This window comes from Polynucleobacter yangtzensis, assembly GCF_001595965.1.
Lineage (GTDB): Bacteria > Pseudomonadota > Gammaproteobacteria > Burkholderiales > Burkholderiaceae > Polynucleobacter > Polynucleobacter yangtzensis.
The window spans coordinates 249,522-268,939 of sequence record NZ_LOJI01000035.1; the positions used below are offsets into that span (position 1 = coordinate 249,522).

The window sequence follows — 19,418 nt, forward strand, 5'->3', positions numbered from 1 at the left end:
GTGGAAATAAGCATAAAACCATGACAAATATCAAACAAAACGACCTTATTCAGAGCGTTGCTGACGCCTTCCAGTTCATCTCCTACTACCATCCCAAGGACTTCATTACCGCCTTGGGTAAGGCTTATGAGCTAGAACAGGGTCATGGGGCTAAAGATGCTATTGCTCAAATTTTGACCAATAGCCGGATGTGCGCCGAAGGTCACCGTCCAATGTGTCAAGACACAGGTATTGCCGTAGTTTTCCTTAAAATTGGTATGAATGTGCAGTGGCCAGATGCCACGATGAGCGTTACTGAGATGGTGAACGAAGGCGTTCGTCGCGCTTACCTCAACCCAGAAAATACCCTACGCGCTTCAGTTCTGGCTGATCCAGCTGGCAAACGTAAAAACACTGGAGACAATACACCTGCTGTAATTCATTACGAAATTGTTCCGGGCGACGATGTTGAAGTGATTTGCGCCGCTAAAGGTGGTGGCTCAGAAAACAAAGCCAAGATGGTGATGCTCAACCCGTCTGACTCAATCGTGGATTGGGTTCTGAAAACTGTTCCTACTATGGGCGCTGGCTGGTGCCCTCCTGGTATTTTGGGTATTGGCATTGGAGGCACACCAGAAAAGGCCATGCTTATGGCTAAAGAGTCTTTGATGGAGCCAATTGATATTCAAGAACTGATTGCTCGCGGCGCTAAAACACGCGCTGAGGAGTTGCGCTTAGAACTTTATGACAAAGTAAACAAACTCGGTATTGGTGCACAAGGCCTTGGTGGCTTAGCTACCGTTCTCGATATCAAGATCATGGAATACCCAACTCATGCCGCTTCATTACCAGTGGCAATGATTCCAAACTGCGCAGCTACCCGTCACGTGCATTTCCATTTACATGGTGATGGCCCTGCTAAATTAGAAAAACCTTCGCTATCTGACTGGCCAGACGTGACTTGGACTCCAGATATTCAAAAATCTAAGCGCGTTAATATGGACACCCTTACCGCCGAAGAAGTGGCGAGCTGGAAGCCAGGCGAGACTTTATTGCTCAACGGCAAAATTTTGACTGGACGCGATGCTGCTCATAAGCGCATTCAAGATATGCTCGCCAAAGGTGAAGAGTTGCCAGTGAGCTTTAAGAATCGCGCAATCTACTATGTCGGACCGGTTGATCCAGTGCGCGATGAGGCAGTTGGTCCAGCAGGCCCTACTACCGCTACTCGCATGGACAAGTTCACGGAGATGATGCTTGCTAAGACAGGCTTAATCACCATGATTGGTAAAGCGGAGCGTGGTCCTGTAGCAATTGAGGCGATTAAGAAACATAAGTCGGCTTACCTTATGGCAGTTGGCGGCGCCGCTTACTTGGTTTCTAAAGCGATACAGACGTCCAAAGTGGTTGGCTTTGCTGACTTGGGTATGGAAGCGATTTATGAGTTTGATGTCAAAGACATGCCGGTGACGGTTGCCGTGAACTCAGAGGGCATCTCTATGCACGAGACTGGACCTAAAGAGTGGCAAGCCAAGATTGCTGGTATTCCAGTCAAGGTGGCTTAATTACTGAATTAGTAATTTATCTTTAAACACCGGCAATTCATTGGCACTCATCGGAGTATTTGATTCTGGCGTTGGAGGCTTATCCATCTTGGATGAGGCTCTGCGTCAGCTTCCACAACATGATTACATCTATCTTGCCGACTCCGCTAATGCACCCTATGGTGAAAAATCTAGCGATTGGATAGCGCAACGTAGCCTAGTGCTCTGCCGCCATCTAGTTAATCAAGGTTGCGATGCTATTGTGATTGCATGCAACACTGCAACAGCTGAAGCCATTAAACAAATTCGGGAAGAGTTATCTATTCCTATTATTGGTGTTGAGCCCGGTATTAAGCCAGCAGCGATGCAATCGCAGAATCATATTGTGGGAGTGTTGGCAACAGAGGCAACCCTTAAAAGCGATAAATTCAACGCATTATTGGCAACCTTGCCAAGCGACTGTCAATTCATTAAGCAAGCAGGTGCTGGTTTAGTACCCTTAATTGAATCTGGCAAAGCCGATGGTCAAGAGACTCTAGAGTTGTTAGCTAAACATTTGGAACCGATTCAGGATGCTGGTGCTGACACCATCGTACTGGGTTGCACCCACTACCCCTTCCTCAGAAAAGCTATCCGTAAGTTACTGGGTGAATCCATCACATTGATTGACACCAGTGATGCTGTTGTGAGGCAACTTAAGAGACAGTTAGATGTTCTGAAATCCAGTGGCGCTACCCCTGAATTTGGATCAGTACTTTTGCTTAGTAGTAAAAACGAAAATCTACTTTTATCAATGGCGCAAGACTTAATGTCCGCAGATCTTGCATCACATTCAGTAGAGGCGCAGATCTTAGGTGAAGTTCGATGAGCGATTTGCTAAAAAAATTAGACGCTCATCTACCGTTTAATAAAACTGAACGCATCATCATTGGTGTTGTATTGCTCTTTCACGCCCTGCCTGCGTTAGAGTTTTTACACCTCAGTAAGCGCCCTCCTCCAATGGACGACACACGGGTCATGGCAAACCTAGTTAGCCCAGAGGCTAGCAAGACTCAACAGCCGCCCGCCGCCACTCCACCAAAGCCCAAAGAAGAGAAGAAAGTAGCAAAGGAAAAGCCTCAAGAAAAGCCATCTGAGAAGCCGAGTCCTACGCAGGCGCAACAGCCTCCAGCGCAACAAAACCAATCTCAAAGCAAATCAGAGACTCAACCACAGAATGCAGCGGTAGCCCCTGCAACCAGTGGGGGTGCTAGTGGGACTCCTATTCAAACGGACATTGGTAAACTGGTTGTGGTTTATCAGCCTGATGCAGATGCTTATTACCCGTCCTTTTCGAAACGCTCTGGTGAGCAAGGAACTGCTGTAGTTCGATTGATTATTGATGAAACAGGTAGCGTAGAAGATGTAGCCTTACTGCAATCAAGCACCTTCCCCAGGTTGGATCGTGCCGCAACAGAAATTGGCAAACGTTATCGCTTTAAACCTTTTGTAGTAAATGGCTCACCCCAAAGAATTTCAACTAATCTCTTAATTAAATTTAACCTCAAGAATTAATCAATATGAATACACCATTTGGCATAGCAAATCTCTGGCTTGAAGGCGATGCAATTACGAGATTCGTTGCAATCGCTCTACTCATCTGCTCTATTGTGACTTGGGTAATCTTGCTCACTCGACTTTGGGATCTGCGCAATCTACGTAAACTGAAACCTGAGCTTGAGCAATTCTGGCGTGCCACCTCTTTTGATGAAGGTCTAAAAGTGTTTAGCAACCATTCATCCAATCCCTACTATCAAATTGCAAAGTTGGCGACCAAGGCATCAGCCCACCACCAAAACCAATCCTCTAATCACCGTGAATTACTGCAAACACTGAATTACTCCGAATGGATGGCTAGAAGCGTAAAGAACAGTATTGATGCCATTGCTGCTGGACTACAAAAAGGCTTGACCTTCTTAGGCTCTACTGGCGCGATTGCCCCCTTCATTGGTCTCTTCGGAACTGTTTGGGGCATCTACCATGCATTAATCGCCATCAGCAGCTCTGGTAGCGCACAAATAGATCAGGTTGCCGGCCCTATTGGTGAAGCACTCATCATGACTGCTTTTGGTTTGGCCGTAGCGATTCCTGCAGTTCTGGGTTTTAACGCCATTAATCGTGCTAACAAATTATTTGTTGCGGACTTAAACCGCTTTGGCAATGACTTATTGGCCTACTTTGTTACTGGTGCTCGCGTTAACTCCGGGGAATAGTCATGTCTTTTCATATTCAAGACGACCAAAACGACGATAGCATCATGTCGGAAATCAATATGACGCCGATGGTGGACGTCATGTTGGTACTGCTAATTATTTTCATCATCACACTTCCCGTAATTCAACAAGCGGTGAAGGTGGAGTTGCCCAAGGCCAATAGCGTACGCAATGAAGTGAAGCCAGAATCAGTTCAGCTCTCTATTGACGCTAATGGTCAAATCTTCTGGAATAGCACAGCAATTGATCTGAAGACTTTTGATGGATATGCTGAAAAAGCCGCTCAGAAGGATCCACAACCGGAAATTAACCTACGGGCAGACAAGTCGGTAAAGTATGAATACGTAGCGCAGGTTCTTGCTGCATCACGCCGCGCAGGTTTAACTAAATTGGGATTTGTGACTGAGCCAAACTAAGTTTTGGCTGACAATAGTTGAGCTTACTTAATCTTGTAAGGCGCTTTGGATAGCAAGCAAGTCTCCTCGCTAGTGTGAGTACCGTTACCTATGGTGGCACCTAGGATGCCACCCTGTATTTTTTCCACCTTCTTGAACTTGCCGGTAACCGGATCAAGAGTGATATTGGTAATGACATTACCTGCCGGATAGGAAACTCCCATCACCTCTTCTGGCTGAAACTTTGCTTCGATAGAAATCAAAATATTCGGGCGTGCAAGAGTAACACTCTTCACCACCTGTGATCCGAAAGCATCAGACTGATCCAAGTCGCGATCATCTAAAAAGACCTTTGCCTTTTGGGAACCAGAAGCAAGCATGAGTTTCATTGCGTATTCTTCGGTATAACCTTTCTCAGAACGCTTGCACTGAAACTCCATGACATCAACACCCCATGCAAGAGCAGATGAAATAGTCAAGCAGGAGCAAATGAGAAGTTTGGGTAAATTCATAAGTGAGGTATGAGTGTCTTTGGTGCCCGAGGCCGGAATCGAACCGGCACGACTTTTTTGAGTCGGCAGATTTTAAATCTGCTGTGTCTACCGATTTCACCACTCGGGCTCGCACAAACAATAAAGCCGTGCTAAATAAATCAAGACAAGCGAAATTTTAGCATGCAAGCCTGTTGCCAGCCCCTGAAGCTCCTTTTGGGCGGCTGACCAAGGCCGGACTTGATAAAGCAATTAAAATACCTTCATGAATTTACCGGCTAAACCATCTAGACCAAATACGTTTTTACGGGTCTTTTTTTGGCTTATCGGACTTTGCCTTGTGGCTGGATTAGCTGTAACTGTGGCCTATTTATATTCGGCTCAATCCAATATTTCCGGCAAGCGCACAATTAAGAGTCTGGGTGACTCGATTGCAATCACATTTGATGAGGTCGACATTCCTCATATCAAAGCAAAAAGTCAGGCTGATGCTTACTTTGCCTTGGGCTATCTTCACGCTAGCGAGCGCTCGTGGCAAATGGAAATGAACCGCCGCATTGCCAGTGGTCGACTCTCAGAAATTCTAGGAAACGATACTGTCAAAATTGATCGCTTTGTGCGCACCTTGGGCATCAAGCGCGCAGCAGAACGTCAATTTGATCGCTACCCTGTTTCTGCCAAGAGATTATTACAAGCTTATGCAGATGGTGTGAATGCTGGCAATGCGCAGCTGGGATGGGCGCTACCAATTGAGTATTTTTTGACAGGATCCAAGCCGGGCCACTGGTCTCCAACTGATAGTGTTGCCTGGATGCTCATGATGGCTTACGACCTTGGTGGTAACTGGCATAAAGAATTGCAAAGGCTAGAGCTATCTCAATATCTCAGCACTAAACAAGTTTGGGAAGTTACCCCACCAAATGAACCTGGTGAACCCGTCAGCAATATGGATTTTTCCAAGCTATATCGAGATCTGCAAGTGTTTCATCCAACTCCCGGCCCAGCAGAAGCTAAACCTCAAAATTTGCCAGCAACAGAGTTAAGCCAGTGGTATCGACTTGGCGGGAAAGATGGTATCGGCTCAAACAACTGGGCCCTAAGCGGAAAGTTAAGCTCTACTGGAAAGCCTTTATTAGCCAATGACCCCCATCTTGGCTTATCCGCTCCGGCTATTTGGTATTTTGCACATCTTGAGGCACCAGGAATCAATGTGATTGGTGCAACCCTACCCGGAATTCCGGGAGTTGTTTTGGGAAGAACGGATAAGTACGCATGGAGCTTTACTAATACTGGGCCAGATGTACAAGACCTATACATCGAACAAATTGATACCAAGAATCCCGGTATGTATCGCGGTCCAGATGGTCCACTGCCTTTTAAAGTTCACCAAGAAATTATCGATATCAAAGGAGCGCCCTCTTTTACTTTTTTAGTAAAGGAAACTCGACATGGACCAGTGATTTCGGATTCATACCGCCAAGCTAAACGTGTGATTAATACCGATCGCTTTGCGTTAGCACTTCGATGGACGGCACTTGATATTGAAAATCAATCTGTGGTTGGTTTGTTGGAAATGAACCGCTCTGCCGATCTTGATCAATTTAAACAAGCATTACGAAAAAATTACGCCCCCATGCAAAATGTGGTGATGGCTGATACGGAAGGCAATATTGCCTATCAAGCCGCTGGCATTGCTCCAAAGCGACTCCTGCATCATGGTTTATATGGAGTAGCTCCAGCGCTTGGCTGGGAGAAGCAATACGACTGGAATGGTTACGTTCCCTTTGAGCAACTTCCCGCCAGCAACAATCCCGAGCAAGGGTGGATTGCCACAGCCAATCAAAAGATCATGGCAGCGAATGATCCTAATCCTTTGACTGGTGACTGGGAATTGCCAACGCGCTATCACCGCATTGTTGATCTCATCAAAGCAAAAAGTATTCACTCATTTGATGATATGAAAACAATGCAAGGCGATACCCTATCTCTTGCCGCCACGCCACTTCTAGATCTTTTTAAGTCTAGCCAGTCATCTCACCCTTTAAACGCAAAAGCAATGGAGATTGCCAGAAATTTTGATGGTGATATGAAAGTGGATAGCGCAGGCGCTCTTATTTTCAATGCCTGGGCAGATCAACTTACTCGCAACCTCTTTTCGCGCTTAAGTTATTTGTTCACCGAAAATTATGGCTCACGAAACTATCGTGCACCCCTACTTAACCAGGTACAAAATCCTAATAGCCCATGGTGTGACAACCCTAAAACGGAGCGCGTGGAGTCTTGCCAGGAATCAGCTAATCTTGCTCTTGATAAGGCGCTGGATTACCTCAGCAAAGAGTATGGCAATGATCCTCAGTCCTGGGCTTGGGGAAAAGCGCACTTAGCCATCTCCGAGCATCGTCCATTTAGCAAAATTCCTCTGTTGGGAGACTTCTTTAATATCAAAACCCCATTCCCTGGAGACAGCTTTTCAGTCAACGTCGGACGCTTAGAGCTAATGCAATCTAAAAATCCATATGAAACCCTTCAGGCCCCTAGCTTAAGGACTGTCTTCGATTTCTCAGACCTAGAAAAATCTGTCTTTGTCTATCAAACGGGCCAGTCGGGATGGGTGCAAAGCAAGCTGTACCGCAATATGAATGCTCTTTGGGCTAAAAATGATTACCTCCCCTTGCAGATGAAATCTGAAAAAATCAGTCGCCAGCTAGAATTGAGCAATAAATAGTGTTCCAAGCTTTTTTTGGCACATCAACTAGAGCTAGTTAAAATACTCTATCAATGTCAACAGTCATTAATAAGGACTAAATTCCCATGAAATCCATTGCCACCCTACTTACTATGTCTGCTGCGTTACTCGTTAGTGGAAATGCTTTAGCTGCTTGGCAAGAGATTGGTAAAAATGATCAATCAGTTGTATTTGTGGATACCGCCACTTTGCAAACCCAAGGTAATTTGGCGCAAATCATGTCGATGTTGGACTTTTTAAAACCTGGTCAAGATCCGCAAACTAAAGAGAACGTAAATTCAATTATTGGTTTGAATGAATATGATTGCAGCACCGGGAAATACCGCCCACTTGAATTTAAAGTTTTCACTGGAAATCGCGGCAAGGGCAAAGTCATCGTAGATCAAAAAACTCCTGATAGCGTTTTTGAAGCCATTCCAAATGGCTCATGGGCAGCTGGAGTATTTAATGTTGCGTGTCGCAGCAAATAAACATCATCACTGGGGGTGGAAAACTGCCCTTGGGCTTGGCTTCATTTTTGCATTGGGATTATTGACCGCTTGCGCCGCCCCGCTGGCAGTCCTAAGCAGTAGCGGTACAGCCGCAGCTAGTACTGCAGGTACTGCTGCGATTGCCAATCCCAGTACTGCAGCTAGCTTAGCCTCTACCGCGGCGACAGGAAAATCCCCCTTAGAACATGCCGCATCCGCGGCAACCAAAAAGGAATGTAGTTTCTTTAATGTCATCGACTCCAAACCTATCTGCATTGAAGTCGTTTTACCCACTGTCACAGATAAAAGCGAACCTTTATTGGGTCCAGCGGACTCAAGTAAAGACACCGCTAAGCAATAGCGCTTTACTTGCCCCCTCAAAGACATAACAGACTAAAATTAGCACTTATTAGCAATCAACTGACGATTTAATATGGCCACAGAAAACTACTACCTCACCCTTACCTGCCCAAATAAGCCCGGAATTGTTGCTGCAGTTTCTACTTATATTTTTGAACTGGGTGGCGACATTGAAGAAGCTCAACAGTTTGATGACAAGGCCTCCAAACGATTCTTTATGCGGGTGAGCTTTAGCTGCCCTGCGAATGCCGAATCATTGAGAGCTGGTTTTTTAGAAATTGCCAAGCGCTTTGAGCTTACTTGGGAATTGCGTGCCGTCAAAGATCTCAAGCGTGTCTTGATCATGGCCTCAAAACTAGATCATTGCTTGGTTGACTTGCTTTACCGCTGGCGTATCGGCGAATTGCCAATGATTATTTGCGGTATTGTTTCCAATCACCCTCGTGACGTATACGCTAGCATCGACTTTGCTGATATTCCTTTCTATCACCTGCCAGTGACTCCAGAAACCAAGCCGGCTCAAGAAGCAAAACTGCTAGAGATCGTCGCTGACTCTAAAGTGGATATGGTGATATTGGCGCGTTACATGCAGATCTTGTCTGACGATTTATCAACCAAGCTTTCTGGGCGCTGTATCAACGTGCATCACTCATTCTTACCAAGCTTTAAAGGTGCCAAACCTTACCATCAAGCTCACGCCCGCGGCATCAAGCTCATCGGCGCTACCGCTCATTTTGTTACCAGCGATTTAGATGAAGGTCCGATCATTGAGCAAGACGTTACACGCGTTACGCATGGCGATACACCAGACGATTTAGTGCGTAAGGGTCGTGATTTGGAACGTACGGTTCTCTCTAGAGCTCTACGTTACTACCTACATGATCGCGTTCTCATTAATGGCGCGACTTCAGTAGTCTTCTCCGACTAATATAGTGGGAGCTGTTTAAGGCCTTACCCCTGGAGACTCCAGAGGTAAGCCTCTAGCACGCCACATCAGAAATAACTCTAACTGCGCCATCTCTGGCGAACCATATTCAAACTGTTGAGCCCTAACACCGCTCATGCAGTTACGAAGTCGACGTTGCACAGAACCCAAGGTTTGCCATTCCAAACGGTAAATAGGGTAAGCATTAGGATGTCCCTGTGGAATCAGACTTCCACCCAACTTCAGACCCGCCCTATCTTCATGGCATTGCGCACAAGATAAATTAAGTTGCCCCATCCTCTCATTAAATGTCTGGCGACCTTTCTTCAAAAAGGGTGCATTTGCTGAAGTCTCGCTGATGGAGATGGGCATGCCTTTAGATTGAAAAGCGACAAAGGCTGTTAGCGCCAAAAGATCTTTACTCTCATAAGTCAATGGGGATGCTCCCTGCGCTCCAACGCGACACTGATTTATTTGCCCTTCCAGAGTCTGCAATTTACCTTTGATCACCTTTGGAAACTGAGTGGCTACACCACGCATCGATTTCTTTGCATCGCCATGACAAGAGCTGCAGGACTTATTTTGAGGGCCTATTTTTTGCTGCCATAAAGTCTCGCCATCACCCAGCCAAAACATTGCAGGATTTAATGAAGGGTCGTCCTGCATTGCTTTGTTTTCAGCAGACATCAACTCATAGCTAGATTGCTGCTTTACTGTGACCTCTTTTGGAACGCCCTGCACAAGGGAGCTCCCCAGAGTGAAAAAGCCAACACTAAGAAATAGAGAAAGAGCTAAGTTCACGAAACAGTAATACTAGCCTGATTTACTGCTTCATAACCACCATCTCCAACCCACTTAAATTCAAGAGTTCCAGATTCTACTGCGACAGTGGTGAAGATAATTAAGGGGTTGGCGCCAATACCAGAATAGAAATCTGCCTTGAATACCTCTACATTGTTATAGGTACATGTAAACGTGCGAATAATGTCGCGAGGAATCTGCTTACCGCCTTCGGTATAACGGAAACCTGACTCCATATCATGCTGCGCAATCGCACGAATCTCAATAATGGAACCTTTCTTTGCCGTTGACGGCATAGTGATTGATGTGCGGGAGGTTTTACTCATACCATCTCCGTACAGGCAGAGAGAGTCACCAAAGTTTCAGCTGAGCCCCGCCAAAAGCTACCATTACTCATCTGTGCAATTGCCCAAACTCTTTGACTGTCAGCCAAACGCACACGAGTGGTTACGTTTGCAGTGCCTGAACGTGGCGTCAAGTAAACAGTAAAGATATTTGGCGAAGGATTGGCCTCAGCTATTACATGAATCGTCTTGACATAATCGTTAGCCGTCATGGGACTATCCACGCTAACCTTTAAAACAACTAAATTTCCGTTTTCCACCAATGGAGGGATCGTCAAAGTCACCTTGCCATCTTTAATTGGTGCTCCTCCAATGATTTTTTTTATCGCCTCATCTGCATCCTCTTTTTTTGCAAAGGCTTTCAGGGGTGTTAAGCAAGTTGCTATGGCTAATAGACCAAGTCCTTGTACCTGCTTTAACCAGCGTCGCCGGCGATGATGAACGATTTTCTTCATTTTGATTTCGTATAGCTCATTAATTATTCAAGGTCACTAAAAAGGCAATGACGTCTTCTATCTCTTGGCCAGTCAATATGGTTTGCCCAGCAAATTTAGAGGAAACCCGGTTGAGATTGCTGGTTTGGTAATAAGACGGCATGATGGTTTGCGGATTGAAATGTGCTGCATTCACAATACGCGCCCTGAGTTGAGGTGCACTCAATCGAGCTACGCTTGCTTTAAGCTCTGGAGCCAAGTTACCTTGAAAGCGCTCCTCCGGAAAGGGGCCGCTATGACACAGCAAACACAAGCCCGTTTGACGACTTGCCACAATTGCTCGACCACGCACCGGATCACCGGGCTCAACAGAAAGGGGTTCGATAATCGAACCCCCCTTAATCACTTGAGCCTGTGCAACCTGGAGATTAAGGATGACTAGCAAAGATACTGCTAGCGCAATCCTCTTTCTCATGAGCACAATTTCAATGAGTCAACTCTTAAACCAGCTTAATACCGCTGTTTTTGAGAGGGACCGTGCGCAGGCGTTTGCCAGTTGCACGATAAATAGCATTGAGAACTGCTGGTGCAGCAACCGCAATCGTTGGCTCACCTACACCACCCCAGTCCTTACCGCCACCTTGAATGATGATGGTTTCTACTTTAGGCATTTGCGAGAGGCGAATTGAACCGAAGGTATCGAAGTTCTTCTGAACAACAGCACCCTTTTCAATCGTGATCTCTTCTTCAAACAATGCAGACAAGCCATACACAAATGAACCAGATACCTGACGAGCTACCTGCGCAGGGTTCACTACATAACCTGGGTCTGTAGCAGCAACAATGCGATGAATCTTCACTTCATTGCCATTCGTCACTGAAAGTTCACAGGCAGCAGCCACATAACTACCAAATGAGCGCATTTGAGCAACGCCACGGAATACGCCTGGTTTAGCAGGAGTATTCCAACCAATGCCATCAGCGACAGCATTCAATACCGCTACCGCACGAGGATACTTTTCCATATGCTTGCGACGGAACTCAACTGCATCGACCCCAGTAGCCTCAGCCATCTCATCCATAAAGGTTTCGAAAAAAATCGCATTTTGGTTCACGTTCACACCACGCCAGAATCCGGGGGGTACAGTTGTGTTTCGCATCGCATAATCAATATTGAGATTAGGGAAGCTGTAGCAAATTCCATGCTCACCAGTCGGATCTACGCCCTGGAACGCTAAAGGATCTTTACCTTTGTTTGCCGCTACAACAGCTGGACGAACAGCAGCCAAAATGGATTGGCCAGATAAACGCATGTTTACCGCTGTCACGTTCTTCTTATCATCGATTGCAGCAGACATCTTGCACATCATTACCGGATGGTAACGACCTTGCGTCATATCTTCTTCGCGAGTCCATATTAACTTGATCGGCGTGCCTGGCATTTGCTTAGCAATATTCACCGCTTGCGTTGTGTAATCTTGGAAAGCGCCGCGGCGACCAAAGCCACCACCCAAGTTCACTTTGTACACATTGCATTTATCGGCTGGCAAACCAGAAGCAGCGATAACAGCAGCTAATGATGCTTCACCATCTTGTGTTGGTACCCATGCCTCACATGAATCTGCCGTCCATTTGGCGGTAGCTGTTTGTGGCTCTAGGGTTGCATGATTCAAGAATGGATAGAAGTAAGTTGCCTCCAATGTCTTGGATGCGCTAGACATAGCTGCTTTTACATCACCATTTGTATTGTGAGCAAATGCATCATTCGCAGTTAGACCCTCTTCCAACATCTTCTTGATACCAGCACTAGAGAGCTCTCCATTTGAACCGTTATCCCAAACAATATTGACTTGGTCTAAAGCAGTTTTAGCTTGCCAGAAAGTATCAGCAACAACTGCAACTGCGGTGTCGCCAACTTGAACAACTTTCTTAACGCCCTTCATGCTTTGGGCTTTAGTTGCATCATAGCTCTTAACTTTGCCACCAAATACTGGAGATTCCTTAATGTTAGCCACCAACATGCCTGGCATCTTTAGATCGATTGCATAGACCTGTTTACCGGTAACCTTGTCAGCTACACCGTCAATACGGTTCACAGACTTACCAATGAGCTTCCACTCTTTTGGATCTTTTAATGGTGCATCTTTTGGCACTTCCAACTGTGATGCGGCAACAGATACTTTACCGAAAGTCGTTTTCTTACCAGATGGTGTGTGTGTAATCACGCTGTCTTTAGCGACACATTCTGATACAGGTACATTCCATTGATTAGCAGCGGCCTGAATCAACATCATGCGTGCTGCAGCGCCGCCTTTGCGAACATATTGTTCAGAAGTACGAATACCGCGGCTACCACCAGTTGAGTAACTTCCCCAAACTTTGTTACGCTTTAAATTCTCACCAGGAGATGGGTAGTCGTAAGAAACTTTTTTCCAGTCGCACTGTAACTCTTCTGCAACCATCTGTGCCAAACCAGTAATGGTTCCTTGACCCATTTCAGAGCGAACAATACGCACGACAACATCATCGTTTGGCTTCACCACAACCCACACACCAATTTCTGGGGTGGCTAATGGAGTCATTGCAGTAGTACCAGTACCCATAGCAGCATGAGCAGTAGACATAAAGGAGAGATCAAAGCCAATTGCTAATCCAGTGGCAATTGCACTAGAACCAATAACAAAGTGGCGACGGGAAGTATTTGTATTTGTAGTCATGTGTTTCCCCTTAAGCCTTGCTTACAGCATGAATAGCTGCACGTACTTCTTGGAAAGTACCACAACGGCAAATATTAGTGATGGCCGCATCGATTTGCGCATCTGTTGGCTTCGGCGTGTTGCGCAACAAAGCTGTCGTTGCCATCACCATGCCAGATTGACAGTAACCGCACTGAGGCACTTGGTTATCAACCCAAGCTTTTTGCACTTTAGATAATTGGCCATTCTTTTCCAAGCTTTCAATGGTCTCAATTTTTTTACCCTCTACTGCAGCAACAGGGATAGCGCAACTACGGACAGCCTGACCTTCGAATAGAACTGTACAAGCACCACATGCGCCAATACCGCAACCGTATTTAGTGCCAGTTAATCCAATTTGTTCGCGGATTACCCAAAGCAATGGGGTCTCTGGATCAACATCCAGCTTGTACTTTTTGCCATTCACATTTAGTTCGGCCATGCGTGGTCTCCTGTTAACTCTTTTATTGTTATTAGGGTATTAAAAATACCCCTCCTATTAGTACGTTCATCTTAACCAAGAATTGATTTATTGCTTTGCAACATAAATTATTGAGCAGTAAGATCAATACATGATCTCTGGCCTTGTACAAATCCTTCTCTTTCAAAGTCTTGGCGAGCTTGTCTCTAAGTTTCTACTGCCGACGCTACCTGGACCAGTCATTGGGCTAGTGCTTCTGGTTCTTTGGCTAGTTTTGCGCAAGGGGATCAATTCCGAGCTGGCAATGGTTGCCGACGGCTTCAGCCAATACCTTGGCCTGCTCTTTGTTCCAGCAGCTGTTGGCGTTGTGCTATTTCTGCCTCAATTGCAAGCCAATGCTCTTGCCATTATTAGCGCCCTGATCGGTAGCGTCATACTCACTATCGCCTCCAGTGCTTTTGTTGCACGCCTCCTGAGCAAGAAAGAAACTCATGAGTGAAAAGCACTCCATAGTCGAGATATGGGTCTACTTATCTGGGAGCCCGCTGTTTGCCCTATTTATTACCCTAGCCGCCTATCAAATTGGGCTAGCCATTTACAAGGCAACCCATCAGAATCCGCTAGCCAATCCAGTGGCCATTGCCATTCTGATTGTGGCGAGCATGATTCAATTTATTGAGATGCCCTACTCAACCTACTTTGAGGGTGCGCAGTTTATTCACTTCCTATTGGGTTCGGCAACCGTTTCTTTGGCAATACCTATTTATAGAGGCCTAAGTAGTCTTAAAGGAAGATCCATTCCTTTAATTGCGTCGCTGTGTACTGGTGGCTTAGTTTCGATCATTAGCGCTGTGGGCATTGCTACCCTACTCGGGGCGGACTCCAGCATTACTGGGGCTATGTATCCCAAATCAGTTACAGCACCAATTGCCATGGGTATCGCCGAGCGTATTGGTGTCTCACCCACCCTCACTGCTATCTTTGCAGTGAGCACCGGAATCCTAGGTGCAATCTTGGCGCCTTTTGTTCTCAATGCATTGGGCATGAAGGCCTGGTGGCAAAGAGGCTTCGCTATTGGCATTGGTGCGCACGGCATTGGTACATCACGAGCCTTTAGCATTCACCCTGAAGCAGGAACCTATGCCAGCCTAGCCATGGGAATGAACGGCGTAGTGAGCGCCGTTGCGATCCCTGTGATTTATCACTTATTCAATAAGTGATAACTTGCTTGATCTGATTACTTAATCTGCATAGCGACATCAATCGCTTCGCCTAGAACGCTGCAGAGAAATTGCACTTCTTCTGGCGTGGAGATGAATGGAGGGCCTACTGCAATCGCATCACCAGCCACACGAACTAGCGCGCCCTTTTCGATACAAGCTTCTAGGACTTTCATGGAGCGCAGACCTGGCTTACCTGGTACAGGATCTAACTCAACGGCACCTGACAAACCAAAATTACGAATATCCAAAATTCCGGACTTGCCTTTTAGTGCATGCAAACCATCCTCAAGCACAGGCTCAAGCGCTCGCGCACGATTGACCAAATCATCGGATTCAAAAATATCTAGCACTGCGTGACCAGCAGCTGCAGGTATTGGATGACCTGAGTAGGTATAGCCGTGAAAGAATTCAATGGATTGTTCTTGACCACCATTAGTAATGATGCTGTCGTAAATATCGCCACGCACAATCACACCACCCATTGGAATGACGCCATTTGTAATTCCCTTAGCAAAGGTAATCATGTCAGGCGTTACGCCAAATCGATCTGCGCCAAAGTTAGCACCCAAGCGACCAAAACCGGTAATCACTTCATCAAAGATCAATAGAATGCCGTGCTTAGTACAGATCTCACGAATCTTTTGAAGGTAACCATCCGGCGGAACAATAACGCCTGTAGAGCCTTGTACCGGCTCCATAATGACTGCGGCAATCGTATTGGCATCATGTAATGTGACAATTTTTTCCAGCTCTTCAGCCAAATGAGCGCCCCACTTTGGCTGCCCTTTTGAGAAAGCCATTTGCGATAGATTGAGCGTGTGCGGTAGATGATCTACGCCTGGCATCATCATACTGGCAAACATTTTGCGATTGGCAACCATGCCACCCACTGATATACCTGCAATACCAACACCGTGGTAAGCGCGATCCCGCCCAATCAGGCGAGTACGCGAGGCATTACCCATCACACGGTGATAACCAATTGCAATTTTTAATGCAGTATCAACTGCCTCTGAACCAGAGTTGGTGAAGAAGACTTTGTCCAATCCCGCAGGCGCCATTTTTGCAATACGGGTCGCCAATCTAAATGCCGTTTCACTCGCCATCTGAAACGCAGGGCAATAATCCATGGTTTCAAATTGTTTTTGGATGGCTGCACCAATACGCGGATCAGCGTGCCCTAATGGGGAGCACCAGAGCCCTGATAGTCCATCAAATAGCTTTCGTCCATGATCGTCATAGTAGTAAGCTCCTTTAGCGGACTGCATGATCTTCGGATGATGCTGAAAATAGCGATTAGGAGTGAAAGGCAGCCAATAGGCTGACATATCAACTGACTTTACAGAAGTGTCCATGCTTGTCTCATATGTGTTTATTGGATTTATTCGATACTATAGCAATCAAACTGAATTTCATTAATCACCCTCATGAATTTAAGCAATAAGCACTATGCCAAATACTAAAGAACCAATTACAGTAGCTACCTTAGCAGCCTTCAGCGCCGCCTGGAATCGTCACGATATTGATTCTCTAATGAGCTTCATGAGTGATGACTGCGTCTTTCAGACTGCAGCAGGGCCGGAGGCGTATGGAGCACGCTATGAGGGTCTTCAAGCAGTAAGGTCGGCATTTGAAAGTGCCTGGATCAACTTTCCAGACGCCCAATGGACTCATGATCGACATTTTGTTCACGAGAATTTTGGAGTCTCAGAGTGGACATTTACTGGAACGGCGGCCGATGGATCACGCGTAGAAGCTGACGGGGTAGATGTCTTCACTTTCAAAGATGGCAAGATTCAACTAAAGAATGTTTTTCGCAAGAATCGACCGAATTTGCCGGCAGCAAAATAATTGGAAATGCCCTAGACTAAATCCCGATGAAATACGACCCGCTTTATGACCCCCTCACCTCCCAAAACCCTGGGACAGGTCGAGACTATGCGCCAAGCTACTGGGTAGCAAGCGCCGGTACACCTCCACCAAATGATGGGCCCGTCACTCAAGACTTTGATGCCGATGTTGTTGTAATTGGTTCGGGATCAACCGGGATTTCAACTGCACTTTACTTAGCACAAGAGCATGGCATCAAGGCAGTGATTCTGGAAGCTAACCAAACTGCTTGGGGTTGCTCTAGCAGAAGCGGTGGTCAAGGACAAAATGCCAGCGGTCGCTTGTCTCGCTCTCAATGGATTGAGCGCTGGGGTTTAGATACTGCCAAGAAACTTGATCGAGAAATTTATACCGGCTTTGAAAACTTCAAAGAATTAGTGAGTCAAATTGATTGTGATGCCACTGATGGCGGTCACTTATACGTTGCCCATCGCACAGAGAAGATGACTTACCTTCAGAATGAAGCGAAAGTTCGAAAAGAAGTATTTGGCTACGACCCACTCCTCATGAGTGCGCAAGAGCTAAGAGAGCAATACTGCGACGATCGTGATGCTGCTGGAGCACTTCTAGAGCGTGAAGGTGTTGGCATTCATCCACTCAAATTTACCTATGGATTACTTCGGAAAGCGCAAAGCTTGGGAGTGAAGATCCATACCAGTAGCCCCGTTGAATCTTGGGAAACAATCAATGGCGTTCATCACATCAGAACCCCCGGCGGCATTGTTCGCGCCAAGCGGATTGCCATCTGCACCGGCGGCTATGGTGTGCAGGGCTTAAAGCCCATCAAAAATCGCATCCTTCCAATTTTGTCAAATTCAGTGGTGACTAGACCGCTGACTGATGCAGAGATAGCAGCATGTAATTTTCGTACACACACTTTCTTGACGGATACACGCACTTTACGTTTTTATTACCGCCTACTGAAAGACAATCGTTTGCAGTTAGGTAGCCGTAGCTCCATTAGCGGTGCCGATGCAAATGCCCCAGAACATCTCAAACTATTAACAGATGCTATCGCTAGAAAGTTTCCACCGTTAGCAGGTATTCAGATTGATTACTCCTGGTGGGGATGGGTAGATGTCAGTCATGACATGATGCCTCGCATCACTCAACCCGATCCAAAGCAAATGGTATGGCACGCTTTAGGCTATGGTGGTAATGGCGTCTCCTTCTCTACCTGGGCTGGCAAACGCTTGGCTGAACTAGTGGCTGGAAGCAAAGTCAATTCTGAAGTATTTAAGTTACCGATTTATAACTCCCCTCTCGAATTTCCTAATCTCTTTGGAAAAGTGCGCTCGGAGACACTGGCTCCATTTAGAAGATTGGGGCAAAGCTTTCTCTATAAGTGGTATTGGCTCATAGATGAAAAATAATCCTCTCACTCAAAAACTCAACTCACACTCTACAAAGGCACCCATGAATCTCATTCATCGCATCGTCTTCGGCATCACTGCTGCTCTTGGATTAGTCAATGTCAGCATTGCGGCACCCGATACTGATTGGCCCAAAAAACCGATTCAAATGATTCTCTCCTTCCCTGCGGGAGGCTCAACTGATGTCTTTGCGCGTAGTATTGCTGCACCATTAGGAGATGCCTTGGGTCAGGCGGTGGTAATTGAAAACAAACCCGGCGGTGGCGGAATGATTGGTATGACTGCCGCAGCCAAAGCAAATCCAGATGGCTACACAATTCACTTTAGCGCCTTAACAAATCAGGCAATTGCCCAAGCCCTTTTTAACAACCCGCCCTTTTCCTTGCAAAAAGACTTTGTTTCCGTAGCACTAGTGGGTTCAGTACCTCATGTCTTAGAGGTGAATCCAAGCGTTCCCGCCAAGAATATGACCGAACTAATTGCATTTATTAAATCCAAGAACGGCAACTTTAATTACGCATCACAAGGCAATGGCACCCTATCTCATCTAGAGTCCCAATTATTTATGCAGCGTATAGGCGCTACCGGGGTACACATCCCCTATAAAGGTAGCAGCTTTGCATTGCCTGATTTAATCGCTGGCAATACTTTGATGATGTTTGACAGCATTACAGCATCTTTGCCACATATTCAAAGCGGTAAGCTAAGGCCAATCGCAATTGCCTCTTCAGAGCGCTCACCTTTGATGCCTAACGTTCCTACCTTTGAGCAAGATGGCATGAAAAAATTCGATGTGGAGAATTTGTTTGCCATCTACGCACCTAAAGGAACTTCACCTGCAATAGTTGCACGCCTGGAAAGAGAAATTCGCAAAATTCTGACAAATCCAGACTTTAAAACTAAGTTAGCTAATCAAGGTATACATCCTCAGTTTGCTAATTCAGAAAAATTAGCTGAGATCACCATTGCTGAACATGAAAAGTGGGCCAAGATTGTGAAGGCTTCAAATATTAAAATTGATTAATTGATTCATTC

The 19,418-nt window shown here is 46.1% G+C and carries 22 protein-coding genes and 1 tRNA gene; 14 read left to right on the forward strand and 9 right to left on the reverse strand.

All coding sequences use genetic code 11. The annotated features are described in order from the left end of the window. The first annotated feature begins 20 nt into the window (after positions 1-20). Genes JaK3_RS08030 through JaK3_RS08050 form a run of 5 tightly spaced genes read left to right on the forward strand, consistent with a single transcriptional unit; the run spans position 21 to position 4,191 of the window. Positions 21-1,544, forward strand: coding sequence for a fumarate hydratase (locus JaK3_RS08030; protein WP_068323195.1), 1,524 nt, complete (start codon positions 21-23; stop codon positions 1,542-1,544). 40 nt (positions 1,545-1,584) lie between these two features. Beyond that, complete coding sequence (gene murI / locus JaK3_RS08035) at positions 1,585-2,391, forward strand: glutamate racemase (RefSeq protein ID WP_068323198.1); 807 nt, start codon at positions 1,585-1,587, stop codon at positions 2,389-2,391. Then, positions 2,388-3,077, forward strand: coding sequence for an energy transducer TonB (locus JaK3_RS08040; protein WP_068323201.1), 690 nt, complete (start codon positions 2,388-2,390; stop codon positions 3,075-3,077). The genes murI and JaK3_RS08040 overlap by 4 nt, the downstream gene beginning before the upstream one ends. Positions 3,078-3,082: 5 nt before the next feature. Further along, on the forward strand, positions 3,083-3,775 hold the full coding sequence (locus JaK3_RS08045) for a MotA/TolQ/ExbB proton channel family protein (protein ID WP_068323204.1): 693 nt from the start codon (positions 3,083-3,085) through the stop codon (positions 3,773-3,775). A 2-nt stretch (positions 3,776-3,777) separates the two neighbouring features. After that, positions 3,778-4,191, forward strand: coding sequence for an ExbD/TolR family protein (locus JaK3_RS08050; RefSeq protein WP_068323207.1), 414 nt, complete (start codon positions 3,778-3,780; stop codon positions 4,189-4,191). 23 nt (positions 4,192-4,214) lie between these two features. Here JaK3_RS08050 and JaK3_RS08055 read toward each other — a convergent pair whose 3' ends face one another. After that, the gene (locus JaK3_RS08055) at positions 4,215-4,649 is read right to left on the reverse strand and encodes a hypothetical protein (protein ID WP_240480919.1); all 435 of its coding nucleotides are present in this window, start codon (positions 4,647-4,649) and stop codon (positions 4,215-4,217) included. A gap of 53 nt (positions 4,650-4,702) precedes the next feature. Next, positions 4,703-4,791, reverse strand: a tRNA-Leu gene (locus JaK3_RS08060). Positions 4,792-4,926: 135 nt separating this feature from the next. Between JaK3_RS08060 and JaK3_RS08065 the strand changes: the two genes are divergently transcribed. The 4 genes from JaK3_RS08065 (at position 4,927) to purU (ending at position 9,165) form a co-directional block, all read left to right on the forward strand. Continuing rightward, the gene (locus JaK3_RS08065; protein ID WP_068323210.1) at positions 4,927-7,386 is read left to right on the forward strand and encodes a penicillin acylase family protein; all 2,460 of its coding nucleotides are present in this window, start codon (positions 4,927-4,929) and stop codon (positions 7,384-7,386) included. Positions 7,387-7,472: 86 nt separating this feature from the next. After that, positions 7,473-7,877, forward strand: a complete 405-nt coding sequence (locus tag JaK3_RS08070; protein WP_068323213.1) for a surface-adhesin E family protein — start codon at positions 7,473-7,475, stop codon at positions 7,875-7,877. Continuing rightward, complete coding sequence (locus tag JaK3_RS08075; protein WP_068323222.1) at positions 7,855-8,238, forward strand: hypothetical protein; 384 nt, start codon at positions 7,855-7,857, stop codon at positions 8,236-8,238. Before JaK3_RS08070 ends, JaK3_RS08075 begins: the two co-directional genes overlap by 23 nt. Before the next feature lie 72 nt (positions 8,239-8,310). Then, positions 8,311-9,165: a formyltetrahydrofolate deformylase gene (gene purU, locus JaK3_RS08080; RefSeq protein WP_068323227.1), complete on the forward strand. Its 855-nt coding sequence runs from the start codon at positions 8,311-8,313 to the stop codon at positions 9,163-9,165. A 15-nt stretch (positions 9,166-9,180) separates the two neighbouring features. Here purU and soxA read toward each other — a convergent pair whose 3' ends face one another. Genes soxA through JaK3_RS08110 form a run of 6 tightly spaced genes read right to left on the reverse strand, consistent with a single transcriptional unit; the run spans position 9,181 to position 13,918 of the window. Continuing rightward, positions 9,181-9,963 carry a sulfur oxidation c-type cytochrome SoxA gene (gene soxA, locus JaK3_RS08085; RefSeq protein WP_240480920.1) on the reverse strand — a complete coding sequence of 261 codons (783 nt, stop codon included), beginning with the start codon at positions 9,961-9,963 and terminating at the stop codon, positions 9,181-9,183. After that, positions 9,960-10,289 (reverse strand): thiosulfate oxidation carrier complex protein SoxZ, encoded by a 330-nt coding sequence (locus tag JaK3_RS08090; protein ID WP_068323229.1) that lies wholly within the window; start codon positions 10,287-10,289, stop codon positions 9,960-9,962. Before JaK3_RS08090 ends, soxA begins: the two co-directional genes overlap by 4 nt. Further along, on the reverse strand, positions 10,286-10,762 hold the full coding sequence (locus tag JaK3_RS08095; RefSeq protein WP_068323231.1) for a SoxY-related AACIE arm protein: 477 nt from the start codon (positions 10,760-10,762) through the stop codon (positions 10,286-10,288). The genes JaK3_RS08090 and JaK3_RS08095 overlap by 4 nt, the downstream gene beginning before the upstream one ends. A 19-nt stretch (positions 10,763-10,781) precedes the next feature. Then, positions 10,782-11,216, reverse strand: a complete 435-nt coding sequence (soxX, locus tag JaK3_RS08100) for a sulfur oxidation c-type cytochrome SoxX (RefSeq protein WP_068323232.1) — start codon at positions 11,214-11,216, stop codon at positions 10,782-10,784. Positions 11,217-11,241: 25 nt separating this feature from the next. Continuing rightward, positions 11,242-13,458, reverse strand: a complete 2,217-nt coding sequence (locus JaK3_RS08105) for a xanthine dehydrogenase family protein molybdopterin-binding subunit (protein WP_068323240.1) — start codon at positions 13,456-13,458, stop codon at positions 11,242-11,244. Positions 13,459-13,468: 10 nt separating this feature from the next. Continuing rightward, on the reverse strand, positions 13,469-13,918 hold the full coding sequence (locus tag JaK3_RS08110; protein ID WP_068323243.1) for a (2Fe-2S)-binding protein: 450 nt from the start codon (positions 13,916-13,918) through the stop codon (positions 13,469-13,471). A gap of 130 nt (positions 13,919-14,048) precedes the next feature. Between JaK3_RS08110 and JaK3_RS08115 the strand changes: the two genes are divergently transcribed. Both JaK3_RS08115 and JaK3_RS08120 read left to right on the forward strand, forming a co-directional pair. After that, positions 14,049-14,396: a CidA/LrgA family protein gene (locus JaK3_RS08115; RefSeq protein ID WP_068323245.1), complete on the forward strand. Its 348-nt coding sequence runs from the start codon at positions 14,049-14,051 to the stop codon at positions 14,394-14,396. Beyond that, positions 14,389-15,117, forward strand: a complete 729-nt coding sequence (locus JaK3_RS08120) for an LrgB family protein (protein ID WP_068323247.1) — start codon at positions 14,389-14,391, stop codon at positions 15,115-15,117. The genes JaK3_RS08115 and JaK3_RS08120 overlap by 8 nt, the downstream gene beginning before the upstream one ends. 17 nt (positions 15,118-15,134) lie before the next feature. On the opposite strand, the gene aptA is transcribed toward JaK3_RS08120, so the two are convergent. Continuing rightward, positions 15,135-16,475, reverse strand: a complete 1,341-nt coding sequence (gene aptA, locus JaK3_RS08125) for an omega-aminotransferase AptA (protein ID WP_068323249.1) — start codon at positions 16,473-16,475, stop codon at positions 15,135-15,137. Positions 16,476-16,569: 94 nt separating this feature from the next. Here aptA and JaK3_RS08130 point away from each other — a divergent pair, with 94 nt between their 5' ends. The 3 genes from JaK3_RS08130 to JaK3_RS08140 are packed head-to-tail and all read left to right on the forward strand — an operon-like array spanning position 16,570 to position 19,407. Beyond that, on the forward strand, positions 16,570-16,971 hold the full coding sequence (locus JaK3_RS08130; RefSeq protein ID WP_068323252.1) for a nuclear transport factor 2 family protein: 402 nt from the start codon (positions 16,570-16,572) through the stop codon (positions 16,969-16,971). Between the two features lie 26 nt (positions 16,972-16,997). After that, a complete protein-coding gene (locus JaK3_RS08135; protein ID WP_068323254.1) occupies positions 16,998-18,383 on the forward strand; it encodes an NAD(P)/FAD-dependent oxidoreductase in 1,386 nt (461 codons plus the stop codon). Then, positions 18,373-19,407: a Bug family tripartite tricarboxylate transporter substrate binding protein gene (locus JaK3_RS08140; protein WP_240480921.1), complete on the forward strand. Its 1,035-nt coding sequence runs from the start codon at positions 18,373-18,375 to the stop codon at positions 19,405-19,407. Before JaK3_RS08135 ends, JaK3_RS08140 begins: the two co-directional genes overlap by 11 nt. Positions 19,408-19,418: the final 11 nt, after the last annotated feature.

Bases quoted from the DNA above. Each gene is read 5' to 3' on its own strand.
- JaK3_RS08110 (WP_068323243.1), bottom strand. From the start codon at position 13,918: ATGGCCGAACTAAATGTGAATGGCAAAAAGTACAAGCTGGATGTTGAT.
- soxX (WP_068323232.1), bottom strand. From the start codon at position 11,216: ATGAGAAAGAGGATTGCGCTAGCAGTATCTTTGCTAGTCATCCTTAAT.
- JaK3_RS08130 (WP_068323252.1), top strand. From the start codon at position 16,570: ATGCCAAATACTAAAGAACCAATTACAGTAGCTACCTTAGCAGCCTTC.
- JaK3_RS08115 (WP_068323245.1), top strand. From the start codon at position 14,049: ATGATCTCTGGCCTTGTACAAATCCTTCTCTTTCAAAGTCTTGGCGAG.
- JaK3_RS08105 (WP_068323240.1), bottom strand. From the start codon at position 13,458: ATGACTACAAATACAAATACTTCCCGTCGCCACTTTGTTATTGGTTCT.
- JaK3_RS08120 (WP_068323247.1), top strand. From the start codon at position 14,389: ATGAGTGAAAAGCACTCCATAGTCGAGATATGGGTCTACTTATCTGGG.
- purU (WP_068323227.1), top strand. From the start codon at position 8,311: ATGGCCACAGAAAACTACTACCTCACCCTTACCTGCCCAAATAAGCCC.
- JaK3_RS08090 (WP_068323229.1), bottom strand. From the start codon at position 10,289: ATGAGTAAAACCTCCCGCACATCAATCACTATGCCGTCAACGGCAAAG.
- JaK3_RS08050 (WP_068323207.1), top strand. From the start codon at position 3,778: ATGTCTTTTCATATTCAAGACGACCAAAACGACGATAGCATCATGTCG.
- JaK3_RS08040 (WP_068323201.1), top strand. From the start codon at position 2,388: ATGAGCGATTTGCTAAAAAAATTAGACGCTCATCTACCGTTTAATAAA.
- aptA (WP_068323249.1), bottom strand. From the start codon at position 16,475: ATGGACACTTCTGTAAAGTCAGTTGATATGTCAGCCTATTGGCTGCCT.
- JaK3_RS08075 (WP_068323222.1), top strand. From the start codon at position 7,855: ATGTTGCGTGTCGCAGCAAATAAACATCATCACTGGGGGTGGAAAACT.
- JaK3_RS08140 (WP_240480921.1), top strand. From the start codon at position 18,373: ATGAAAAATAATCCTCTCACTCAAAAACTCAACTCACACTCTACAAAG.
- JaK3_RS08045 (WP_068323204.1), top strand. From the start codon at position 3,083: ATGAATACACCATTTGGCATAGCAAATCTCTGGCTTGAAGGCGATGCA.
- JaK3_RS08095 (WP_068323231.1), bottom strand. From the start codon at position 10,762: ATGAAGAAAATCGTTCATCATCGCCGGCGACGCTGGTTAAAGCAGGTA.
- JaK3_RS08135 (WP_068323254.1), top strand. From the start codon at position 16,998: ATGAAATACGACCCGCTTTATGACCCCCTCACCTCCCAAAACCCTGGG.
- JaK3_RS08030 (WP_068323195.1), top strand. From the start codon at position 21: ATGACAAATATCAAACAAAACGACCTTATTCAGAGCGTTGCTGACGCC.
- JaK3_RS08070 (WP_068323213.1), top strand. From the start codon at position 7,473: ATGAAATCCATTGCCACCCTACTTACTATGTCTGCTGCGTTACTCGTT.
- JaK3_RS08065 (WP_068323210.1), top strand. From the start codon at position 4,927: ATGAATTTACCGGCTAAACCATCTAGACCAAATACGTTTTTACGGGTC.